Genomic DNA, 15,415 nt, shown 5'->3' on the forward strand with positions numbered 1-15,415 from the left:
TCGCGCTCCCGGCGAATTGCGCTCTTGTCCGGGCTGTCGGTAAGACTACAAGGCCCGGACAGGCCCCGATCATGCACATTTACGCCAATCCCACTCGCTTTCTGAAGCTCGCCAAATGGCTGGCGCCGCTGCTCTTGTGGAGCGGGCTGGCGCTGTCGCTAGGCGCGATGGCCTATGGGGTTTTCAGCGTGCCGCCCGATCGCCTGATGGGCGAAACCGTGCGCATCCTGTTCATCCACGTGCCCGCCGCATGGCTGGGCATGGGCGGTTGGACGGGGATCGCGATTTCGAGCGCCATGCTGCTGATCTGGAAGCACCCGCTGGCAGGCATTGCCGCGCGGGCGATCGCGCTGCCCGGCATGACCTTTACCGCGGTCTGCCTTGCCACCGGTTCGATTTGGGGCCGCCCCACCTGGGGCACCTGGTGGGTGTGGGACGGCCGGCTGACAAGCATGCTGGTGCTGCTGTTCCTCTATGCGGGCTATATTGCGCTGACGCAGGCCGCCGCGCGCGAAGGTGGCTCGGCCAAGATCGCCGCGATTTTTGGTCTGGTCGGCGCGATCAATGTGCCGATCATCAACCGCAGTGTGGTGTGGTGGAATTCGCTGCATCAGCCGCCCAGCATCACCATGGGCAAGAGCGCGATTGACGGCGCGTACCTTGTCCCGCTGCTGGTGGCGGTGATTGGTTTCTCGCTGCTGTTCGGCGCGATTGTGCTGATGCGGATGCGCGCGCTGATCGCCGAGGAGCAGGTTGCGGCCCGTCTGCGCCGCCGCGCGCTGGACGAGGATACGCCCGCCTCCATGGCTGCGGGCATGGAGACGGCATGATGCGCGAGGACATGGCGCAGTGGGATTTCGTGATCGCGGCCTATGCCATCGGGCTTGTCGCGCTGGCGTTGCTCACCATCTGGGCGTGGCGTTCGATGACGCGGGCCGAAGCCCGGCGTGATGCGGCGCGCAGGCGCTGACAGGCAGACGGGACGGGACCAATGAAAGCCAAACATCAACGCATGGTGCTGGTCGTGATCGCGGCCGTGGCGATTATCGGCGCGGGCCTGTTCGCCGCCTGGGGCCTGCGCAATCAGGCAAATTACTTTTATCTTCCCGAACAGATGGCGGAAAGCCCGCCCGCGGTTGGTCAGGCGGTGCGTCTGGGCGGTATGGTTGAGACCGGCTCGCTTGTGACCGAAGCTGACGGGGTGACAGTCAATTTCCGCGTCACCGGCAATGGTGAGGCTGCGATCCCGGTGCGCTACAGCGGCATCCTGCCTGATCTCTTTGTCGAAGGGTCGGGCGTGGTTGCCGAAGGCGCGCTCCAGCCGAACGGCGTGTTTCTCGCCACCAATCTGCTTGCCAAGCATGACGAGAACTACGTGCCCAAGGAACTGGAAGGCATGGGCCAGCAGCAGGCCGCGAAGGTGGCCGCCGAAACCACTATCGGCCTGAAGTGACAAGGGAGAGACCGCAATGATCGCCGAGATTGGCCTTGCTGCCCTGTGGCTGGCCGCAGCCTTGGCGGTGTTGCAGATGCTCGCTGGCGCGGCCGCGCTGCGCAGCATCGATGGCAGCGTCCACCCGCTGGCCGTCTATGCGCGTCCGGCCGCCATCGTGCAGGCGGTGCTCGCGGTGCTGGCCTTCATCATGCTGCTGCGCGCTTTTGCGATCACTGATCTTTCGATCAAGCTGGTTGCCACCAATTCGCATTCGATGAAGCCTTTCATCTACAAGATCACCGGAACATGGGGCAATCACGAAGGCTCGATGCTGCTGTGGGTCGGCGTGCTGGCCTTGGCCGGCGGCTTGCTGGCCGGCTTTGAAAAGCGCCTGCCGGATCGCACCATGGGCGCAACGCTGGCCGTGCAGGGCTTTATCGCCATCGGCTTCTATGCCTTTCTGCTGTTGTCCTCGAACCCGTTTGAACGGCTGCCGGTCCCGGCTGCCGAAGGCATCGGGCTCAACCCGTTGCTTCAGGATATCGGCCTCGCGATCCACCCGCCGACGCTCTATGCTGGCTATGTCGGCCTGTCGGTGGCCTTCAGCCTTGCGATGGGCGCGCTGCTGACGCGCGAGGTCAATCCCAATTTTGCCCGCGCGATGCGGCCATGGGTGCTTGGTGCGTGGGTGCTGCTGACGCTCGGGATCACGGCGGGCTCTTACTGGGCCTATTACGAGCTTGGCTGGGGCGGATGGTGGTTCTGGGACCCGGTCGAGAATGCCTCGCTGATGCCGTGGCTCGCCGCGACAGCGCTGATGCACTCGGTAAGCGTGCTTGCGGCACGTGATGCGCTGCGCACCTGGACGATCATGCTCGGCGTGCTGGCGTTCTCGATGTCGATGCTCGGCACCTTTCTGGTGCGTTCGGGCGTGCTCACCAGCGTCCACGCCTTCGCGGTCGATCCCGAGCGGGGCGCGTTCATCCTTGCGCTGCTGCTGATCTATATCGGCGGGGCCTTCACGATCTTTGCCCTGCGCGCGAGTGCTGTTGCCGAAGGCAAGCGCTTTGCCGCGATGAGCCGCGAAGGCGCGCTCGTCTTCAACAATGTGATGCTTTCGGCGATCCTTGCGATCGTGCTGCTCGGCACGCTTTATCCGCTGCTCGCCGAAGCCTTTGACGCGCGGGTTTCGGTTGGCCCGCCCTATTTCAACCCCGCGAGCGCGATCTTCGCGATCCCGATGTTTCTGGTGATGGCGGTCGGCCCCTTGCTACGGTGGAAGGAAGACAAGCCCGGACGTGTGCTGTTCGAAATGCTGGCGATTGTCGCGGTGCTGATCGCGGTGCTGGTGGCGGTGGCGATCATGGGTGATTACCCGCTGCTGCCGGTGCTTGGCCTTGGGCTGGCGGCGGCGCTCGCGCTGGCGGCTTTCCTGCCGCTGCGGGGCCGCAAGCTGGCGCGCGTGCCGGTGGCGGTCTGGGGCATGGTGCTGGCGCATTTCGGGGTCGCGGTGTCGCTGTTCGGCATGGCGAGCGAAGGGGCTTTCACCGAGGAACGCCTTGCTGCGGTCGCGCCGGGCGATACCGTGAAGGTGGGCGATTGGGTGATCACGCTGGAAGGCGTTGCGCCAGTCGCTGGCCCCAACTGGACGGCCATCGAAGCGCGCGTTGCCGCCCGTCAGGGTGATGGGGCAGCGGTGATGCTCGCCCCGCAGGCGCGTAATTTCTGGTCGCCCGCCCAGGCAACCAGTGAAAGCGCGCTGCTGACCCGCTGGGACGGACAGCTCTACGCGGTGATCGGCACCCAGACGCCGGATGGCCGCTGGCAGCTGCGGGTCTGGTGGAAGCCGTTTGTGACCTTCATCTGGTATGGCGGCTTGCTGATCGCGCTGGGCGGCGTGCTCGCGATCATTGGCCGGGTGCAGGTTGATGTGAAGCGCCGCAAGGCCGCCGAACTGGGTGAGGATCGCCGCGCGGGCCTTGCTGATCTTGTGCCGGAGCCTGCCGAATGAACGCGCCCGGAACCCCCTCGCGGCTGCGCTGGTGGATGTGGCTGCCGCTAGCGCTCTTCGCCTTCTTTGCCGGGCTCGCAGGCTACATGCTGACCCAGGAGAAGGAGCAATTCGTCAAGTCCACCATGGTGGGCAAGCCGCTCCCTGCCTTTGCGCTTCCGCCTGCTTTCGAAGGGCTACCGGGCGCCGCCAACACCGATTTTCAGGGCGGCAAGCCGCGCCTGCTCAACATCTGGGCGAGCTGGTGCCTGCCATGCATCGCCGAAGCGCCCCAGCTTGAGGCGCTCAAGGCGCAAGGCGTCGAGATCATCGGCATCGCGATCCGCGATCGGCCGGAAGATGTCGCGCGCTTTCTCGAACGCCACGGCAACCCCTACACCCGCATCGGGGCCGACGAGATTTCCGCCGTCCAGCTCGAACTGGGATCATCGGGTGTGCCCGAGACTTTCGTAATCGGCGCGGATGGCACGATCCGGTATCAACATATCGGCGACATCCGTCCTGAACATATCGCGTTGCTCAAGGCCGAGCTGGAGAAAGCGCAATGATCCGCGCTCTGGCTGTGCTGCTGCTTGCGATGCTGAGCCTGCCTGCTGCGGGGCAGGATGCACTCCCGCCGGCGCCCTATGCTTACACCCAGCTTGAGGACCCGGCGCTCGAAGCCAAGGCTACGGCCTTGATGCACACCTTGCGCTGCCTCAAGTGCCAGTCGCAGTCGATTGCCGATAGCGACGCGCCGATGGCGGGCGATATGCGCCATCAGGTGCGCAGCCGCATCCTTGCCGGGGAAGAGCCCGAAGCGGTGCGCGCGTGGCTGATCGAGCGCTATGGCGATTATGTCAGCTATTCCCCCGAAGTGAGCCAGACGACCTGGCCGCTCTTCGTGATCCCTGCGCTGCTCGCGCTGGGCGCGCTGCTGGTGCTGGTGCGCCGGCTCGGGCGCAGCCGTGCGGATGAAACCGCGGCCGAAGGCGACGCCGCATGATCACGGGCTGGCTGGCGATTGGCGCCTTGGCGCTGGGTGCGTTCGTGCTGGCAGCCTTCCTGCTGCGGCCTCCGCGCGAAGGCCTCATGATGTTTGCCGCGGTGCTGCTGTTCGGGCTGACCGGCTATGCGTGGCAGGGTTCGCCCGGTCAGCCCGCCAAGCCGACTGCGCCGCAGGCCCAAGGTGCCGGGGCGGGCGAGGCGATGGTGCAAGGGCGCCGCGCGCTGTTCGAAGGCGACGGCCCGGCGAGCGACTATCTCATCACCTCGGATGGCTTTGCCCGGCGCGGCAAGTTTGCCGAGGCCGCGGGCCTGTTACGGCGCGGCCTTGCCGAGAACCCCGGCGATCTTGAAGGCTGGTTGGCACTGGGCATGGCGCTGGTGGGCCATGCCGATGGCAATGTCACGCCGGCGGCGATCCATGCCTTTGATCGTGCCCGGCGCATCAATCCGGATCACCCCGGGGCGGAATATTTCCTCGGCTTTGCCTATCTCCAATCGGGTGAGATCAGGAATGCGCGCGCGGTATGGGCCGGGCTGGTCGAACGCTCCCCGCCCGATGCGCCGTGGCGCGAAGGGCTGGCGGCGCAGGTCGCGGATCTGGATCGGATGATCGCCAACGCACCGATGCTGCAAGGCCAGTGACACTGCCGTGTCGCCTGCTGATCTGATGTTGCAGGCCCGCAGGCCCGGTGCTAGGCGCGCCGCCTCACCCGCCGGAGTCGCACCGGCTGATTGGGCAGTACCGGAGCAACGGGAAATCCGCCTGAGATGAACAGCACCACCGCTTCTTCCCCGTTGTCTCCCTCGCACGATGGCCCTGGTGGCGGCGGGCATGGCCGCGCGTCGACAGCCGCGTTGGCCATTGGCGCAGTCGGCGTGGTGTTCGGCGATATCGGCACCAGCCCGCTTTACGCTTTCCGCGAAACCTTTGCCTCGCATCATGGCGCGCCGGGCATTTCGCCCGATGCCGCGCATATCCACGGGGTGCTGAGCCTCGTCTTTTGGTCGATGATGATGGTGGTGACGGTCAAATATGTCCTCACCATCACCCGCGCCGACAACAAGGGGGAGGGTGGCAGTCTCGCGCTGCTGGCGCTGATCCGCCGCGCCACCGACAGCGCAGGGTGGACCGCGCCGCTGGTGCTGCTGGGCGTGTTCGCCACGGCGCTGTTCTACGGCGACAGCATGATCACGCCCGCCATCTCGGTGCTCTCGGCGACCGAAGGTCTGCAATACATCGTCCCCGGCTTCGAGCCGTGGATCGTGCCGACCGCGATTGCCATTCTGGTTTGCCTGTTTGCGCTCCAATCGCGCGGCACCGAGAAGGTGGGCAAGCTGTTCGGTCCGATCATGCTGACCTATTTCGCGATGCTTGCGACGCTCGGCGTGATGCATCTCAGCGCCAATCCGGCGATCATCCTCGAGACGGTCAATCCGGTGAACGCGCTGAATTTCTTTATCACTGACGGGTTTACCGCCTTCATCGCTCTCGGCAGCGTGGTGCTGGCCGTGACCGGGGCCGAAGCGCTCTACGCCGACATGGGCCATTTCGGGCGCAAGCCGATCGGGATTTCGTGGCTGATCTTCGTATTCCCGGCGCTGATGCTGAATTACATGGGGCAGGGTGCGCTGGTGCTGTCACAGACCTCCCCGGAGGCGACGGCGGCTCTGATCAAGGATCCCTTCTTCCTTATGATCCCCGATGCGGTGCGCGTGCCGGTGATCATCCTTGCGCTGCTGGCGACGATCATTGCCAGTCAGGCGGTGATTTCGGGCGCGTTCAGTCTGACCCAGCAGGCCATCCAGCTAGGCTTCATCCCGCGCATGGATATTCACCATACCAGCGCCTCGGCCGCCGGGCAGATCTACATTCCGGCGATCAACTGGGGCCTGATGGTGATGGTGATCCTGCTGGTGCTATTCTTCCAGTCATCGAGCAATCTGGCCGCAGCCTATGGCATCGCGGTGACCGGGGCGATGTTCATCGACACGCTGCTGCTTGCCGCCGTGCTGACCGCGCTGTGGCGCTGGCCACTGTGGAAGGCGCTGCCGCTGGTGGCGGTGTTCCTGATCGTCGATCTTGCCTATTTCGGGGCGAACCTGATCAAAGTGCCGCAAGGCGGATGGGTGCCGCTGTTCATCGGCTTTGTGATCTTCACGCTGCTCACCACTTGGGCGCGCGGGCGCAAGCTGATGCGCGATCGCATGAGCGAAAGCACCTTGCCGCTCGAAATCTTTGCCAAATCGGCGAAGAATTCGGCGGTCAGGGTGCCCGGCACGGCGATTTTCATGGCCTCTTCGAGCGCGGGGGTACCTTCGGCGCTGCTCCACAACATCAAGCACAACAAGGTGCTGCATGAACGCGTGGTGATCCTCACCATTGCCATTGCCGACGTGCCCTTTGTCGGCCCGCACAAGCGCTGCGAGCTGACTGATCTCGGGGACGGGTTCTACCGCGCGGTGCTCCACTACGGCTTCATGGAAGAAACCGATGTGCCGCAAGGGCTCAAGACGATGCAGCGCTGCGGCGGCGAATTCGATATGATGCACACCAGCTTCTTCCTCTCCCGCCAGACCCTGATCGCAAGCGATCACCCCGGCATGTCGATCTGGCGCGAAAAGGTGTTCGCCTGGATGCTGCGCAATGCGGCGAGCGCGATGGACTTTTTCAAGCTCCCCACCAACCGCGTGGTCGAGCTTGGAAGCCAGCTGGAGATCTGAGCTTGCGCGCGCTGGCTCCAGCACTGGTGCTGCTTGCCGCGGCCTGCGCACCGGACCCTGTCGCAGATGCTGCATCCGTTGAGGACGAAACAGTCGTGGCAAGCAACCCGGTTTTCCATTTCGAAATCCCAGTCACCGACATGGAGCGGGCGGTTGCCTTCTACGAGGCTGTCTTCGGCTATTCGCTGAACCGTAAGACGGTAGACGGCTACGAGATGGCCTTCTTCCCCCGTGCCGATAATCAGCCTGGCGCGAGCGGGGCGCTCGCCCGAGGCGATGTCTACCGCCCCTCACATGATGGGCCGATCATCTATTTCGATGTTCCGGATATTGATGCAGTGCTGGCGCGTGCAATTGCACGCGGGGGGCGGGTGCTCTATGCTAAAAGGGATATCGGCGTCGCCGGGTTTGTCGCCGAAATCGAGGACAGCGAGGGCAACCGCATCGCGCTGACCCAACCGCGCGGATGATCAGCCCCCCGTTGGCGGCTCGTTCTTGAGCGGTTCGTCGCGGTTTTCAAGGCTCAGCCCGTGCTTCAGCAGCATCGGGATCTGGCTGAAGGTGAACAGGAAGGTCAGCGGCAGGAACACCCACAGCTTGGCCCAAAGCCAGCCTTCAAAATCGAGCTGGGCGCGCAAGACCTCATTGAGCAGGGCCAGCGCGAGGAAAAATACCCCCCAGTTGCGCGACAGTTTGATCCAGCCCTGATCGTTCAGCCCCTCGAACGCGGCTTCAAGCAGGATGCGCAGCAAGGGCTTGCCAAGCGCAAACCCTACCAAAAGCACCACGCCGAACACGGCGTAGATGATGGTCGGCTTCAATTGCACAAAAGTCGGATCGCCAAAGAAGATCGTCAGCGCGCCGAACCCCATGATCAGCGCAGTGGAAAACCACAGCATCGGCGAGACTTTGCCGAGCCGCCATTTCGACACCAGCAAGGCGGCGACCGATGCCGCCATGAAGGCACCGGTGCCATACATGATCGCGACCAGTTCCCCGGCCGGGTTCGGGTCTGCCGGTGCCATCGTGCGATAGACGCCAAGGAACACCAGCAGCGGCCCGTAATCGACCGCGACATTGAGCCAGCTTGAGGCGGCTTTTTTGGTTTCGTTCTCGCTCATCACGCCACCCCCGCAATCACGCGGGCGACGAGATCGGGATCGAAGGGGCGCAGGTCTTCCATCTTCTCGCCCACCCCAATGGCATGGATCGGCAGGCCATATTGCTCGGCGGCTGCCACCAGCACCCCGCCGCGCGCGGTGCCATCCAGCTTGGTCATGATCAGGCCGGTAACTCCCGCCACTTCCTTGAACACATCGATCTGGGCGAGCGCGTTCTGGCCGTTGGTGGCATCCAGCACCAGCACGACATCATGCGGCGCTTCCGGATTGAGGCGGCCGAGCACCCGGCGGATCTTGGCCAGTTCCTCCATCAGCTCTTTCTTGTTCTGGAGCCGCCCGGCGGTGTCGACAATCAGCGCATCGATCCCGGTGTCGGTGGCCTGCTTGACCGCGTCGAACACGATGCTCGCCGGATCGCCGCCTTCGGGCCCGCGCACAATATCAACCCCGATCCGTCCGGCCCAGGTTGCAAGCTGGCCGATAGCGGCCGCGCGGAAAGTGTCACCCGCCGCCAGCAGCACGCTGTAATCATCCTCCATGAAGAGGTGGGCCAGCTTGGCGATCGTGGTGGTCTTGCCGCTGCCATTGACCCCGATCACGAGGATCACCTGCGGGCGCGGGAAGGCGGTGATTTCGAGCGGCTTGGCCACCGGGCGCAGGATTTCGGCGATTTCTTCGGCGACGGCCTCTTTCAGCTCGCGCGCGGTGATTTCCAGCCCGAAGCGCCGTTCGGCCAGCTTGGCGCGGATACGTGCGGCGGCCGCCGGGCCAAGATCCGACATGATCAGCGCATCTTCGAGATCGTCGAGCACGCTGTCATCAAGCTTGGCGGTGCCGCCCGAAAGCCCTGCGAGATTTCCGGCAAGGCGTTCCGAGGTCTTGGCAAAGCCGCCGAGCAGGCGCTGGCTCCAGCCGGTCTCACTCATGCAAGCAATCCTTCTTTGATGGTGTGCGCGGTGATCATCACCACCTCGCCCGGTGGCGTGCCGGGGGGCAGGCGGAACCGCGCATAATTGGGGGCATAGCCGGTGCCGTCGCGTTCGGCGAGTACGGCAAAGGGCCTGCCGATCAGCGTGTGAAGCCACGCGCTCCGTTCGGCCGCAACAGCGCTGCGCAAGGCGGCAGCGCGCTCTTTCACCACGGCGGGCGGGATTTGCGGCATGCGGGCGGCTGGCGTGCCGGGACGGGGCGAGTAGGGGAAGACATGGCCGTGGACGATGCAAAGCTCGCGGATGATCGCAAGGTTGTCGGCGTGGTGCGCGTCGCTTTCGGTGGGGAAGCCCGCGATCAGATCGGCGCCGATCGCGATCTCGGGGCGCAGGGCCTGCAAACGCGCCACCAGATCCACCGCATCGCGGCGCAAGTGGCGGCGCTTCATGCGCTTGAGGATCAGGTCAGCGCCATGCTGCAACGAGAGGTGCAGATGCGGCATCACGCGCGGTTCGTGGGCGATCAGATCGAACAGGACGTCGTCGATCTCGATCCCGTCGACCGAGGACAGGCGCAGGCGGGGCAGGGCTGGGAAGGCGGCAAGGATCGCCTCGACCAGCGCGCCAAGCCGCGGGGCGCCGGGCAGGTCATGGCCCCAGCTTGTAAGATCGACGCCGGTGAGCACGACTTCCTGCGCTCCTGCTGCGAGGTGCGTCTCGACCTCGTGCAGGACTGCGGCGATGCCGAGAGACCGGCTGACCCCGCGCCCTTGCGGGATGATGCAGAAGGTGCAGGCGTGATCGCAGCCATTCTGCACCGCGATAAAGGCGCGGGTGCGGGCGGGAACCAGCGGGGCATCATGCGCCGGAATGTTCCAGCTGCGCGGATCCAGTTTCGCGGTGTTAGCGATGATCCCGTCGACTTCATCCATCCCGCCGATGCGCGCCCGGTCGATCTCGGCGGCGCAGCCTGTCACCACCAGCCTTGCCGCCGGATGATCAGCGCGGGCCCGGCGGATCGCCTGCCGGGTCTGGCGCACCGCTTCGCTGGTCACGGCGCAGGAATTGATCACCACCACATCCTGCCCGCGCAGCATAGCGCGCATCCGCTCGCTTTCGGCAATGTTCATGCGGCAGCCGAGACTGACGATCGTGGGCTCGAGCGGAGCGGGTGCGTTCACGCGTAGTCATCCCACGCGAAGGTGCCGCGGAAGCTTTCGTTGGCAGGCCCGCGCATCAGGATGGTTCCGCCGGGCTGCCAGGCAATCGTCAGATCGCCGCCGGGCAGGCTTACCCTGACCGGGCTTGCCGCCAGTCCCTTGCGGATTGCAGCAACGGCGGTTGCGCAGGCTCCGCTCCCGCAGGCGCGCGTGAGGCCTGCTCCGCGTTCCCAGACATGCAGGGTGAGATGATCGCGCCCGGCAAGGCTCGCCACATTCACATTGACCCGTTCGGGGAAGAGTGGATCGTGTTCGATCACCGGGCCAAGGCTGGCCAGATCAACCGCATCGGCATTCTCGACGAAGAACACCACGTGGGGATTGCCGACACTGACCGCCATCGGGCTTTGCAGCACGTCCCAGCCCACCGGCATCGCGAAGATATCCATCGCGTAGGCGAGCGGGATCGCGTCCCAATCGAACCGCGGACTGCCCATATCGACCTGCGCGCCGCCCGACAACGGTTCAAGCGTGATCGGCCCGCCAGCGGTCTCGACCACAGCGTGCGCGCCGTGGAGCAGGGCGACCGCGCGGCTGCCATTGCCGCAGGCACCGGATTCGCTGCCATCTGCGTTGAAGAAGCGCACACGGAAATCGCAGGTCTCGCTCGGCTCGAGCAGTACCACCTGATCGCAGCCAATACCCAGCCGCCGGTCTGCCAGCGCGCGGGCGACCTGCGGGGTCATGGCGGGCAAGGAATTGTCGCGGGCGTCCAGCACCACGAAATCATTGCCGAGACCGTGCATCTTGATGAAAGGGACGCGCATCACCTGCGCGCCTCTATTGCGCGCGGCGGGTTTCGTCCACCCTTGCGATCATGCGGGCCAGCGCCGGATAGCAAGCGGTGGAGGCCTGCATCCCTCCCGGCCAAACCCGGCAATCAAGGGTGGAACATGCGGCGTGGCTGTGCCGGTTCCTCGGACTTGGTGGCAACGGCAGCCGGCCCGCTTCCCCGCAGCGGATGCGCGGGTGCAGAAAGCAATCCGGCCAGCCGCAGCCGTTCGCGCACCTGATCGGCGGTTTCGGGCCGACCATAGACATAGCCCTGCGCTTTGAGCCCACCCATGCCCTTGAGCGCGGCAAGGATCTTTTCATCTTCGACGCCTTCGGCGGTGATCGGCAGATTAAGCCCGCGCCCGAGCGAGACAATCGCATCGATGATCCGTGAACTGCCATCGCCTTCGCGCAGCTCGGAAACCAGGCTGTGATCGATCTTCAGCCGATCGAACGGCAGGGTGCGCAATTGTTCGAAGCTGGAATAGCCGGTGCCGAAATCATCAAGGCTTACCTTCACGCCCTGATTGCGCAGGCTCGTGATCATCGAACGCACCATGCCGACATTTTCGTGCAGGCAGCTTTCGGTGATCTCGATCTCCAGCCGGTGCGGCGGGAACTTGGCGGCAACCAGCATCTTGAGCAGTTTTTGCGAGAACCACGGATCGCGCAATTGTACCGGCGAGATATTGATCGAGAGGGTCAGCGCATCATCCCACTCGCGCGCATCGACAAAGGCACGCTGCATGAGATGCTCGGACAATTCGTGGATGAGGCCGATCTCTTCGGCCACCGGGATGAACACTTCGGGGCTGACCAGGCCCAGTTGCGGCGAGCGCCAGCGGGCCAGCATCTCGAAGCCGACAAGCTTGCCGGTCTCAAGATCGATCTGCTGTTCGTAATAGGGCTCGAATTCGCCGTTATGAAGGCCCCGACGGATGCCTATTTCCAAATCATTACGGAAGCGCAGTTCGCTTTCCATGCTGGGTTCAAACCAGAAATAGCGGTTGCGGCCCTGCTTCTTGGCTTCGTACATCGCCATGTCTGCCCGGTGCATCAGGGTTTCGGCGCTGTGCACCTCTTCACCGGTCTGCGGCTCGTCGGTCGCGACCCCGGCACAGATCGTGGCCTCGATCGTCACCCGGTCAAGCTGGAAGGGCAGGCTGGCCGCTTCGAACAGGCGGATCACCAGATCATCGATCCGTTCATGCTTGCCGCGATCATAGGCCACAACAAAGGCGAATTCATCTCCGCCCAGACGGGCGAGGCAGGCATCCTTGGGCAGCACCTTGGTGAAGCGGCGGCACAATTCCACCAGCGCATTATCGCCTGCAAGGTGGCCGTAAACGTCATTGATCTGCTTGAAGTGATCCACGTCGATCAGGCAATAGGCCACCACCTGTCCGCGGGCATGGGCCTTGGCGCGCAGGTTTTCAGTGGCCGTTGCCATGCTGCGACGGTTGAGGCACCCGGTCAGCGGATCAAGCTCGGCCAGCAGCCGTGCCTGTTCTTCGGCGCGCTTGCGCTCGTCGATCTCGACTTCAAGCTCGCGGTAGCGGCGCCAGCCAAAGATGATGAGCGCAATATTCAGGAGCAGGGCACTGGTCAGCAGATTATCGGCGCGATCACCGGCGAAAAACAGCGCCGAGATGGCGCGCGGCACGGCGACACCGCCGATCGCGACGAACATGACAATGGCGGCAAACACCACAATAAGGACGATAAGGTCGCGCTCTGCGTTCAGCAGCCGCTTGCTGTTGCCTGCCATGCCCACCATTCACTTACCTCGTTGATCTGGTGGCTCCACCGGTAATCGACGCAGAAAGAGCCTGCGTCGCTCTTTCACAGGTTTGCCTAAAGATCAGGTTAACCCCGCCCTCATTGCCGTTGCTTATGCGGCGCCGGCTCTGGCGCGGTGGGCCGGGTCGCGTTAACAGGCGCATCCGTCATGTCGGGCACAAGTCCGGCATTCATGCGCAAGAGGATCATCATGGCCGCACAGACCAAACAGTACTGGTTGATGAAATCGGAACCCTTCAAATACAGCTGGGACGATCTGGTGGCCGAAGGCGAAGGCACCTGGGACGGGGTGCGCAATTATCAGGCGCGCAACAATCTGGCCGCCATGCAAGTGGGTGATGAAGCGTTCTTCTACCACTCCCGCGAGGGATTGGAGGTGGTCGGCATCTGCACCATCAGTGTCGCCGGGATCACTGACCCCACGGACGAAACCGGCAAGTGGGCCGCCGTCAAGGTCAAGCCCAAGGCGCGCTTTGCCCATCCGGTCACCCTGACAGCAATCAAGGCTGAGCCGCGCCTCGCGGAGATGCAATTGATCCGGCAATCGCGCCTGTCGGTATGCGGCGTCACGCCCGCCGAATGGGCGGTGATCTGCGAAATGGCGCGGGGCGGCTGACGCGTTAACCGGCGGCTTTCGCCCGCAATCCGCTGACGGTTGCCCCGCTGGCAGCCAGCTGTTCGACCTCGATCACCATGTGAATGAGCCGCACCCCGGTCTGATCCTTTGCCTGGCCAAGCGCAGTGAAGAATTGCGCCGTCGTCTCGGCGCGGGCGCTCCATGCCCCGAAACTGCGCGCAAACGCGGCGAAATCGGGATTGGCAAGGCGGGTGGCAGAGACCCGACCGGGAAATTCGCGCTCCTGATGCATGCGAATCGTTCCATAGGCGCTGTTATCGACCACCAGCACGATGAGGTTTGCGCCATATTGCTGGGCGGTTGCCAGTTCCTGTCCGTTCATCAGGAAATCGCCATCGCCCGCCACGGCCACGACCGTCCGATCAGGCAGCCGCAGCGCCGCGGCGATGGCTGCGGGCACGCCATAACCCATCGCGCCGCAGGTCGGAGCGAGCTGGCTCGGATAACCGGCATAGCGCCAGTAGCGGTGCCACCAGCCGGCAAAATTGCCCGCCCCGTTGGCGATGATCGTATCGGCAGGCAGCGCGCCGCGCATGTGCGCAACGCAGGCCGCGAGATCGAGCGCGGGCGGGTTTGCAGCCGGCGTCGGTGTGTTCCATGCCAGCCATGCACGGTGCGCCTCGGCCCCGGCATCGAACGGAATGATCCTTGCATCTTCCCAAAGGGCCGCGGCTTCGGCGAATTCGTCCATCGCCGCACAGATCGCCAGATCGGTGCGATAGACCCGGCCCAGCTCTTCAGGATCGGGGTGGACATGCACGAGGATCTGTCCCGGGTGTTCAGGGCCGGGGACGGCATAGCCATCGGTGGTGGCCTCACCGAGCCGCGCGCCGACGGCAATCACCAGATCGGCCTCGCGTACCCGCGTCACGAGCTGGGGGTTCGGTCCATAGCCGAGGTTCCCGGCATAGACCAGCGAATCCGGGCTGATTGCATCCTGCCGTCGGAAGGCGGTGGCAACAGGGAGGCCGATCCGTTCGGCAAAGATCATGAAGTGATCGCGCGCCTTGGCATTCCAGCCTGCGCCGCCAATGATCGCGATCGGGCTGGCCGCATCGGCAATCAGATCGAACAGCGCCTGCATCGCATCGGGGCAGGGAGCCTGCGCCGGGCGGGTGACCATCGGGCGCGGCGCGATCTGCGCCGGCACAGCTTCGCACAGCATGTCTTCGGGCAGCGCCAGCACCACCGGGCCGGGCCGCCCGTTGATGGCAGTGGCATAGGCGCGGGCGACATATTCGGGGATGCGCAGGGGATCATCGATCCGCGCGGCCCATTTCGCAATCGGCGCAAAGAACGCTGCGAAATCGACTTCCTGAAAGCCTTCGCGATCACGCATGCCGCGCGCCACGTCACCCACAAACAGGATCATCGGCTGCGAATCCTGATGGGCGACATGCACCCCGATGCTGGCATTGGTGGCACCGGGACCGCGCGTGACGAAAGCGATGCCCGGCCGCCCGGTGAGCGCGCCATCGGCGCAGGCCATGAACGCCGCGCCGCCTTCCTGACGGCAGGTTATGGCGGTGATCGCCGGGCGATCATGCAGCGCATCGAGCACGGCCAGAAAGCTCTCCCCCGGCACGGTGAAGATCCGCTCGCAGCCCTGCGCCGCAAGACAATCCACCAGCAATTCCGCAGCGCTTTGCGATGCCGCACCATTCATCATGCTCACTCCCATCGGCCCCCGCCCGCTCCCTAGCCCGCTTTGCGGGTGCGGCAAACCTCTGGCGCGGCCTGTGTCTCACAAAACTCAGATAGGTGCGCGCTGCGGCCTGAT

General features: G+C 64.5%; 16 protein-coding genes. 10 read left to right on the forward strand and 6 right to left on the reverse strand.

All coding sequences use genetic code 11. The features are described 5' to 3' along the window. The first annotated feature begins 71 nt into the window (after positions 1 to 71). The 9 genes from ccmC to SOQ14_RS09980 all read left to right on the forward strand — a co-directional run bounded on the left by ccmC (position 72) and on the right by SOQ14_RS09980 (position 7,624). Positions 72 to 830 (forward strand): heme ABC transporter permease CcmC, encoded by a 759-nt coding sequence (gene ccmC / locus SOQ14_RS09940; protein WP_322897949.1) that lies wholly within the window; start codon positions 72 to 74, stop codon positions 828 to 830. Then, positions 827 to 970 (forward strand): hypothetical protein, encoded by a 144-nt coding sequence (locus SOQ14_RS09945; protein ID WP_322897950.1) that lies wholly within the window; start codon positions 827 to 829, stop codon positions 968 to 970. Before ccmC ends, SOQ14_RS09945 begins: the two co-directional genes overlap by 4 nt. Before the next feature lie 21 nt (positions 971 to 991). After that, a complete protein-coding gene (gene ccmE / locus SOQ14_RS09950; protein WP_322897951.1) occupies positions 992 to 1,453 on the forward strand; it encodes a cytochrome c maturation protein CcmE in 462 nt (153 codons plus the stop codon). A 16-nt stretch (positions 1,454 to 1,469) separates the two neighbouring features. Beyond that, positions 1,470 to 3,446 (forward strand): heme lyase CcmF/NrfE family subunit, encoded by a 1,977-nt coding sequence (locus SOQ14_RS09955; RefSeq protein WP_322897952.1) that lies wholly within the window; start codon positions 1,470 to 1,472, stop codon positions 3,444 to 3,446. After that, positions 3,443 to 3,994: a DsbE family thiol:disulfide interchange protein gene (locus SOQ14_RS09960; protein ID WP_322897953.1), complete on the forward strand. Its 552-nt coding sequence runs from the start codon at positions 3,443 to 3,445 to the stop codon at positions 3,992 to 3,994. The genes SOQ14_RS09955 and SOQ14_RS09960 overlap by 4 nt, the downstream gene beginning before the upstream one ends. Continuing rightward, positions 3,991 to 4,431 carry a cytochrome c-type biogenesis protein gene (locus SOQ14_RS09965; protein WP_322897954.1) on the forward strand — a complete coding sequence of 147 codons (441 nt, stop codon included), beginning with the start codon at positions 3,991 to 3,993 and terminating at the stop codon, positions 4,429 to 4,431. Before SOQ14_RS09960 ends, SOQ14_RS09965 begins: the two co-directional genes overlap by 4 nt. Next, complete coding sequence (locus tag SOQ14_RS09970) at positions 4,428 to 5,075, forward strand: tetratricopeptide repeat protein (protein WP_322897955.1); 648 nt, start codon at positions 4,428 to 4,430, stop codon at positions 5,073 to 5,075. Before SOQ14_RS09965 ends, SOQ14_RS09970 begins: the two co-directional genes overlap by 4 nt. A gap of 126 nt (positions 5,076 to 5,201) precedes the next feature. Beyond that, a complete protein-coding gene (locus tag SOQ14_RS09975) occupies positions 5,202 to 7,154 on the forward strand; it encodes a potassium transporter Kup (RefSeq protein WP_322897956.1) in 1,953 nt (650 codons plus the stop codon). Positions 7,155 to 7,249: 95 nt separating this feature from the next. Further along, complete coding sequence (locus SOQ14_RS09980) at positions 7,250 to 7,624, forward strand: VOC family protein (protein ID WP_322897957.1); 375 nt, start codon at positions 7,250 to 7,252, stop codon at positions 7,622 to 7,624. Here SOQ14_RS09980 and SOQ14_RS09985 read toward each other — a convergent pair whose 3' ends face one another. From SOQ14_RS09985 to SOQ14_RS10005, 5 genes are all read right to left on the reverse strand, one after another. Continuing rightward, a complete protein-coding gene (locus tag SOQ14_RS09985) occupies positions 7,625 to 8,275 on the reverse strand; it encodes an inner membrane-spanning protein YciB (RefSeq protein ID WP_322897958.1) in 651 nt (216 codons plus the stop codon). Further along, positions 8,275 to 9,201 carry a signal recognition particle-docking protein FtsY gene (gene ftsY / locus SOQ14_RS09990; RefSeq protein WP_322897959.1) on the reverse strand — a complete coding sequence of 309 codons (927 nt, stop codon included), beginning with the start codon at positions 9,199 to 9,201 and terminating at the stop codon, positions 8,275 to 8,277. Before ftsY ends, SOQ14_RS09985 begins: the two co-directional genes overlap by 1 nt. Then, positions 9,198 to 10,385: a MiaB/RimO family radical SAM methylthiotransferase gene (locus SOQ14_RS09995; RefSeq protein ID WP_322897960.1), complete on the reverse strand. Its 1,188-nt coding sequence runs from the start codon at positions 10,383 to 10,385 to the stop codon at positions 9,198 to 9,200. Before SOQ14_RS09995 ends, ftsY begins: the two co-directional genes overlap by 4 nt. Continuing rightward, a complete protein-coding gene (gene dapF / locus SOQ14_RS10000) occupies positions 10,382 to 11,191 on the reverse strand; it encodes a diaminopimelate epimerase (protein ID WP_322897961.1) in 810 nt (269 codons plus the stop codon). The genes SOQ14_RS09995 and dapF overlap by 4 nt, the downstream gene beginning before the upstream one ends. A gap of 113 nt (positions 11,192 to 11,304) precedes the next feature. Beyond that, entirely contained in the window at positions 11,305 to 12,966 is a 1,662-nt protein-coding gene (locus tag SOQ14_RS10005) for a putative bifunctional diguanylate cyclase/phosphodiesterase (RefSeq protein WP_322897962.1), read from the reverse strand. A gap of 222 nt (positions 12,967 to 13,188) precedes the next feature. Between SOQ14_RS10005 and SOQ14_RS10010 the strand changes: the two genes are divergently transcribed. After that, positions 13,189 to 13,614 (forward strand): EVE domain-containing protein, encoded by a 426-nt coding sequence (locus tag SOQ14_RS10010; RefSeq protein ID WP_322897963.1) that lies wholly within the window; start codon positions 13,189 to 13,191, stop codon positions 13,612 to 13,614. Positions 13,615 to 13,618: 4 nt separating this feature from the next. Here SOQ14_RS10010 and SOQ14_RS10015 read toward each other — a convergent pair whose 3' ends face one another. After that, on the reverse strand, positions 13,619 to 15,301 hold the full coding sequence (locus SOQ14_RS10015) for a thiamine pyrophosphate-binding protein (protein WP_322898131.1): 1,683 nt from the start codon (positions 15,299 to 15,301) through the stop codon (positions 13,619 to 13,621). Between the last annotated feature and the right edge of the window lie 114 nt (positions 15,302 to 15,415).

The organism is Erythrobacter epiphyticus, assembly GCF_034653295.1.
Taxonomy (GTDB): Bacteria; Pseudomonadota; Alphaproteobacteria; order Sphingomonadales; family Sphingomonadaceae; genus Erythrobacter.

Excerpts from the sequence above, each read along its gene's own strand:
- SOQ14_RS09970 (WP_322897955.1), top strand. The coding sequence starts at position 4,428 with ATGATCACGGGCTGGCTGGCGATTGGCGCCTTGGCGCTGGGTGCGTTC.
- SOQ14_RS09965 (WP_322897954.1), top strand. The coding sequence starts at position 3,991 with ATGATCCGCGCTCTGGCTGTGCTGCTGCTTGCGATGCTGAGCCTGCCT.
- SOQ14_RS10015 (WP_322898131.1), bottom strand. The coding sequence starts at position 15,301 with ATGAATGGTGCGGCATCGCAAAGCGCTGCGGAATTGCTGGTGGATTGT.
- ccmC (WP_322897949.1), top strand. The coding sequence starts at position 72 with ATGCACATTTACGCCAATCCCACTCGCTTTCTGAAGCTCGCCAAATGG.
- SOQ14_RS09975 (WP_322897956.1), top strand. The coding sequence starts at position 5,202 with ATGAACAGCACCACCGCTTCTTCCCCGTTGTCTCCCTCGCACGATGGC.
- SOQ14_RS10010 (WP_322897963.1), top strand. The coding sequence starts at position 13,189 with ATGGCCGCACAGACCAAACAGTACTGGTTGATGAAATCGGAACCCTTC.
- ftsY (WP_322897959.1), bottom strand. The coding sequence starts at position 9,201 with ATGAGTGAGACCGGCTGGAGCCAGCGCCTGCTCGGCGGCTTTGCCAAG.
- SOQ14_RS09985 (WP_322897958.1), bottom strand. The coding sequence starts at position 8,275 with ATGAGCGAGAACGAAACCAAAAAAGCCGCCTCAAGCTGGCTCAATGTC.
- ccmE (WP_322897951.1), top strand. The coding sequence starts at position 992 with ATGAAAGCCAAACATCAACGCATGGTGCTGGTCGTGATCGCGGCCGTG.
- SOQ14_RS09945 (WP_322897950.1), top strand. The coding sequence starts at position 827 with ATGATGCGCGAGGACATGGCGCAGTGGGATTTCGTGATCGCGGCCTAT.
- SOQ14_RS09955 (WP_322897952.1), top strand. The coding sequence starts at position 1,470 with ATGATCGCCGAGATTGGCCTTGCTGCCCTGTGGCTGGCCGCAGCCTTG.
- SOQ14_RS09960 (WP_322897953.1), top strand. The coding sequence starts at position 3,443 with ATGAACGCGCCCGGAACCCCCTCGCGGCTGCGCTGGTGGATGTGGCTG.
- SOQ14_RS10005 (WP_322897962.1), bottom strand. The coding sequence starts at position 12,966 with ATGGCAGGCAACAGCAAGCGGCTGCTGAACGCAGAGCGCGACCTTATC.
- dapF (WP_322897961.1), bottom strand. The coding sequence starts at position 11,191 with ATGCGCGTCCCTTTCATCAAGATGCACGGTCTCGGCAATGATTTCGTG.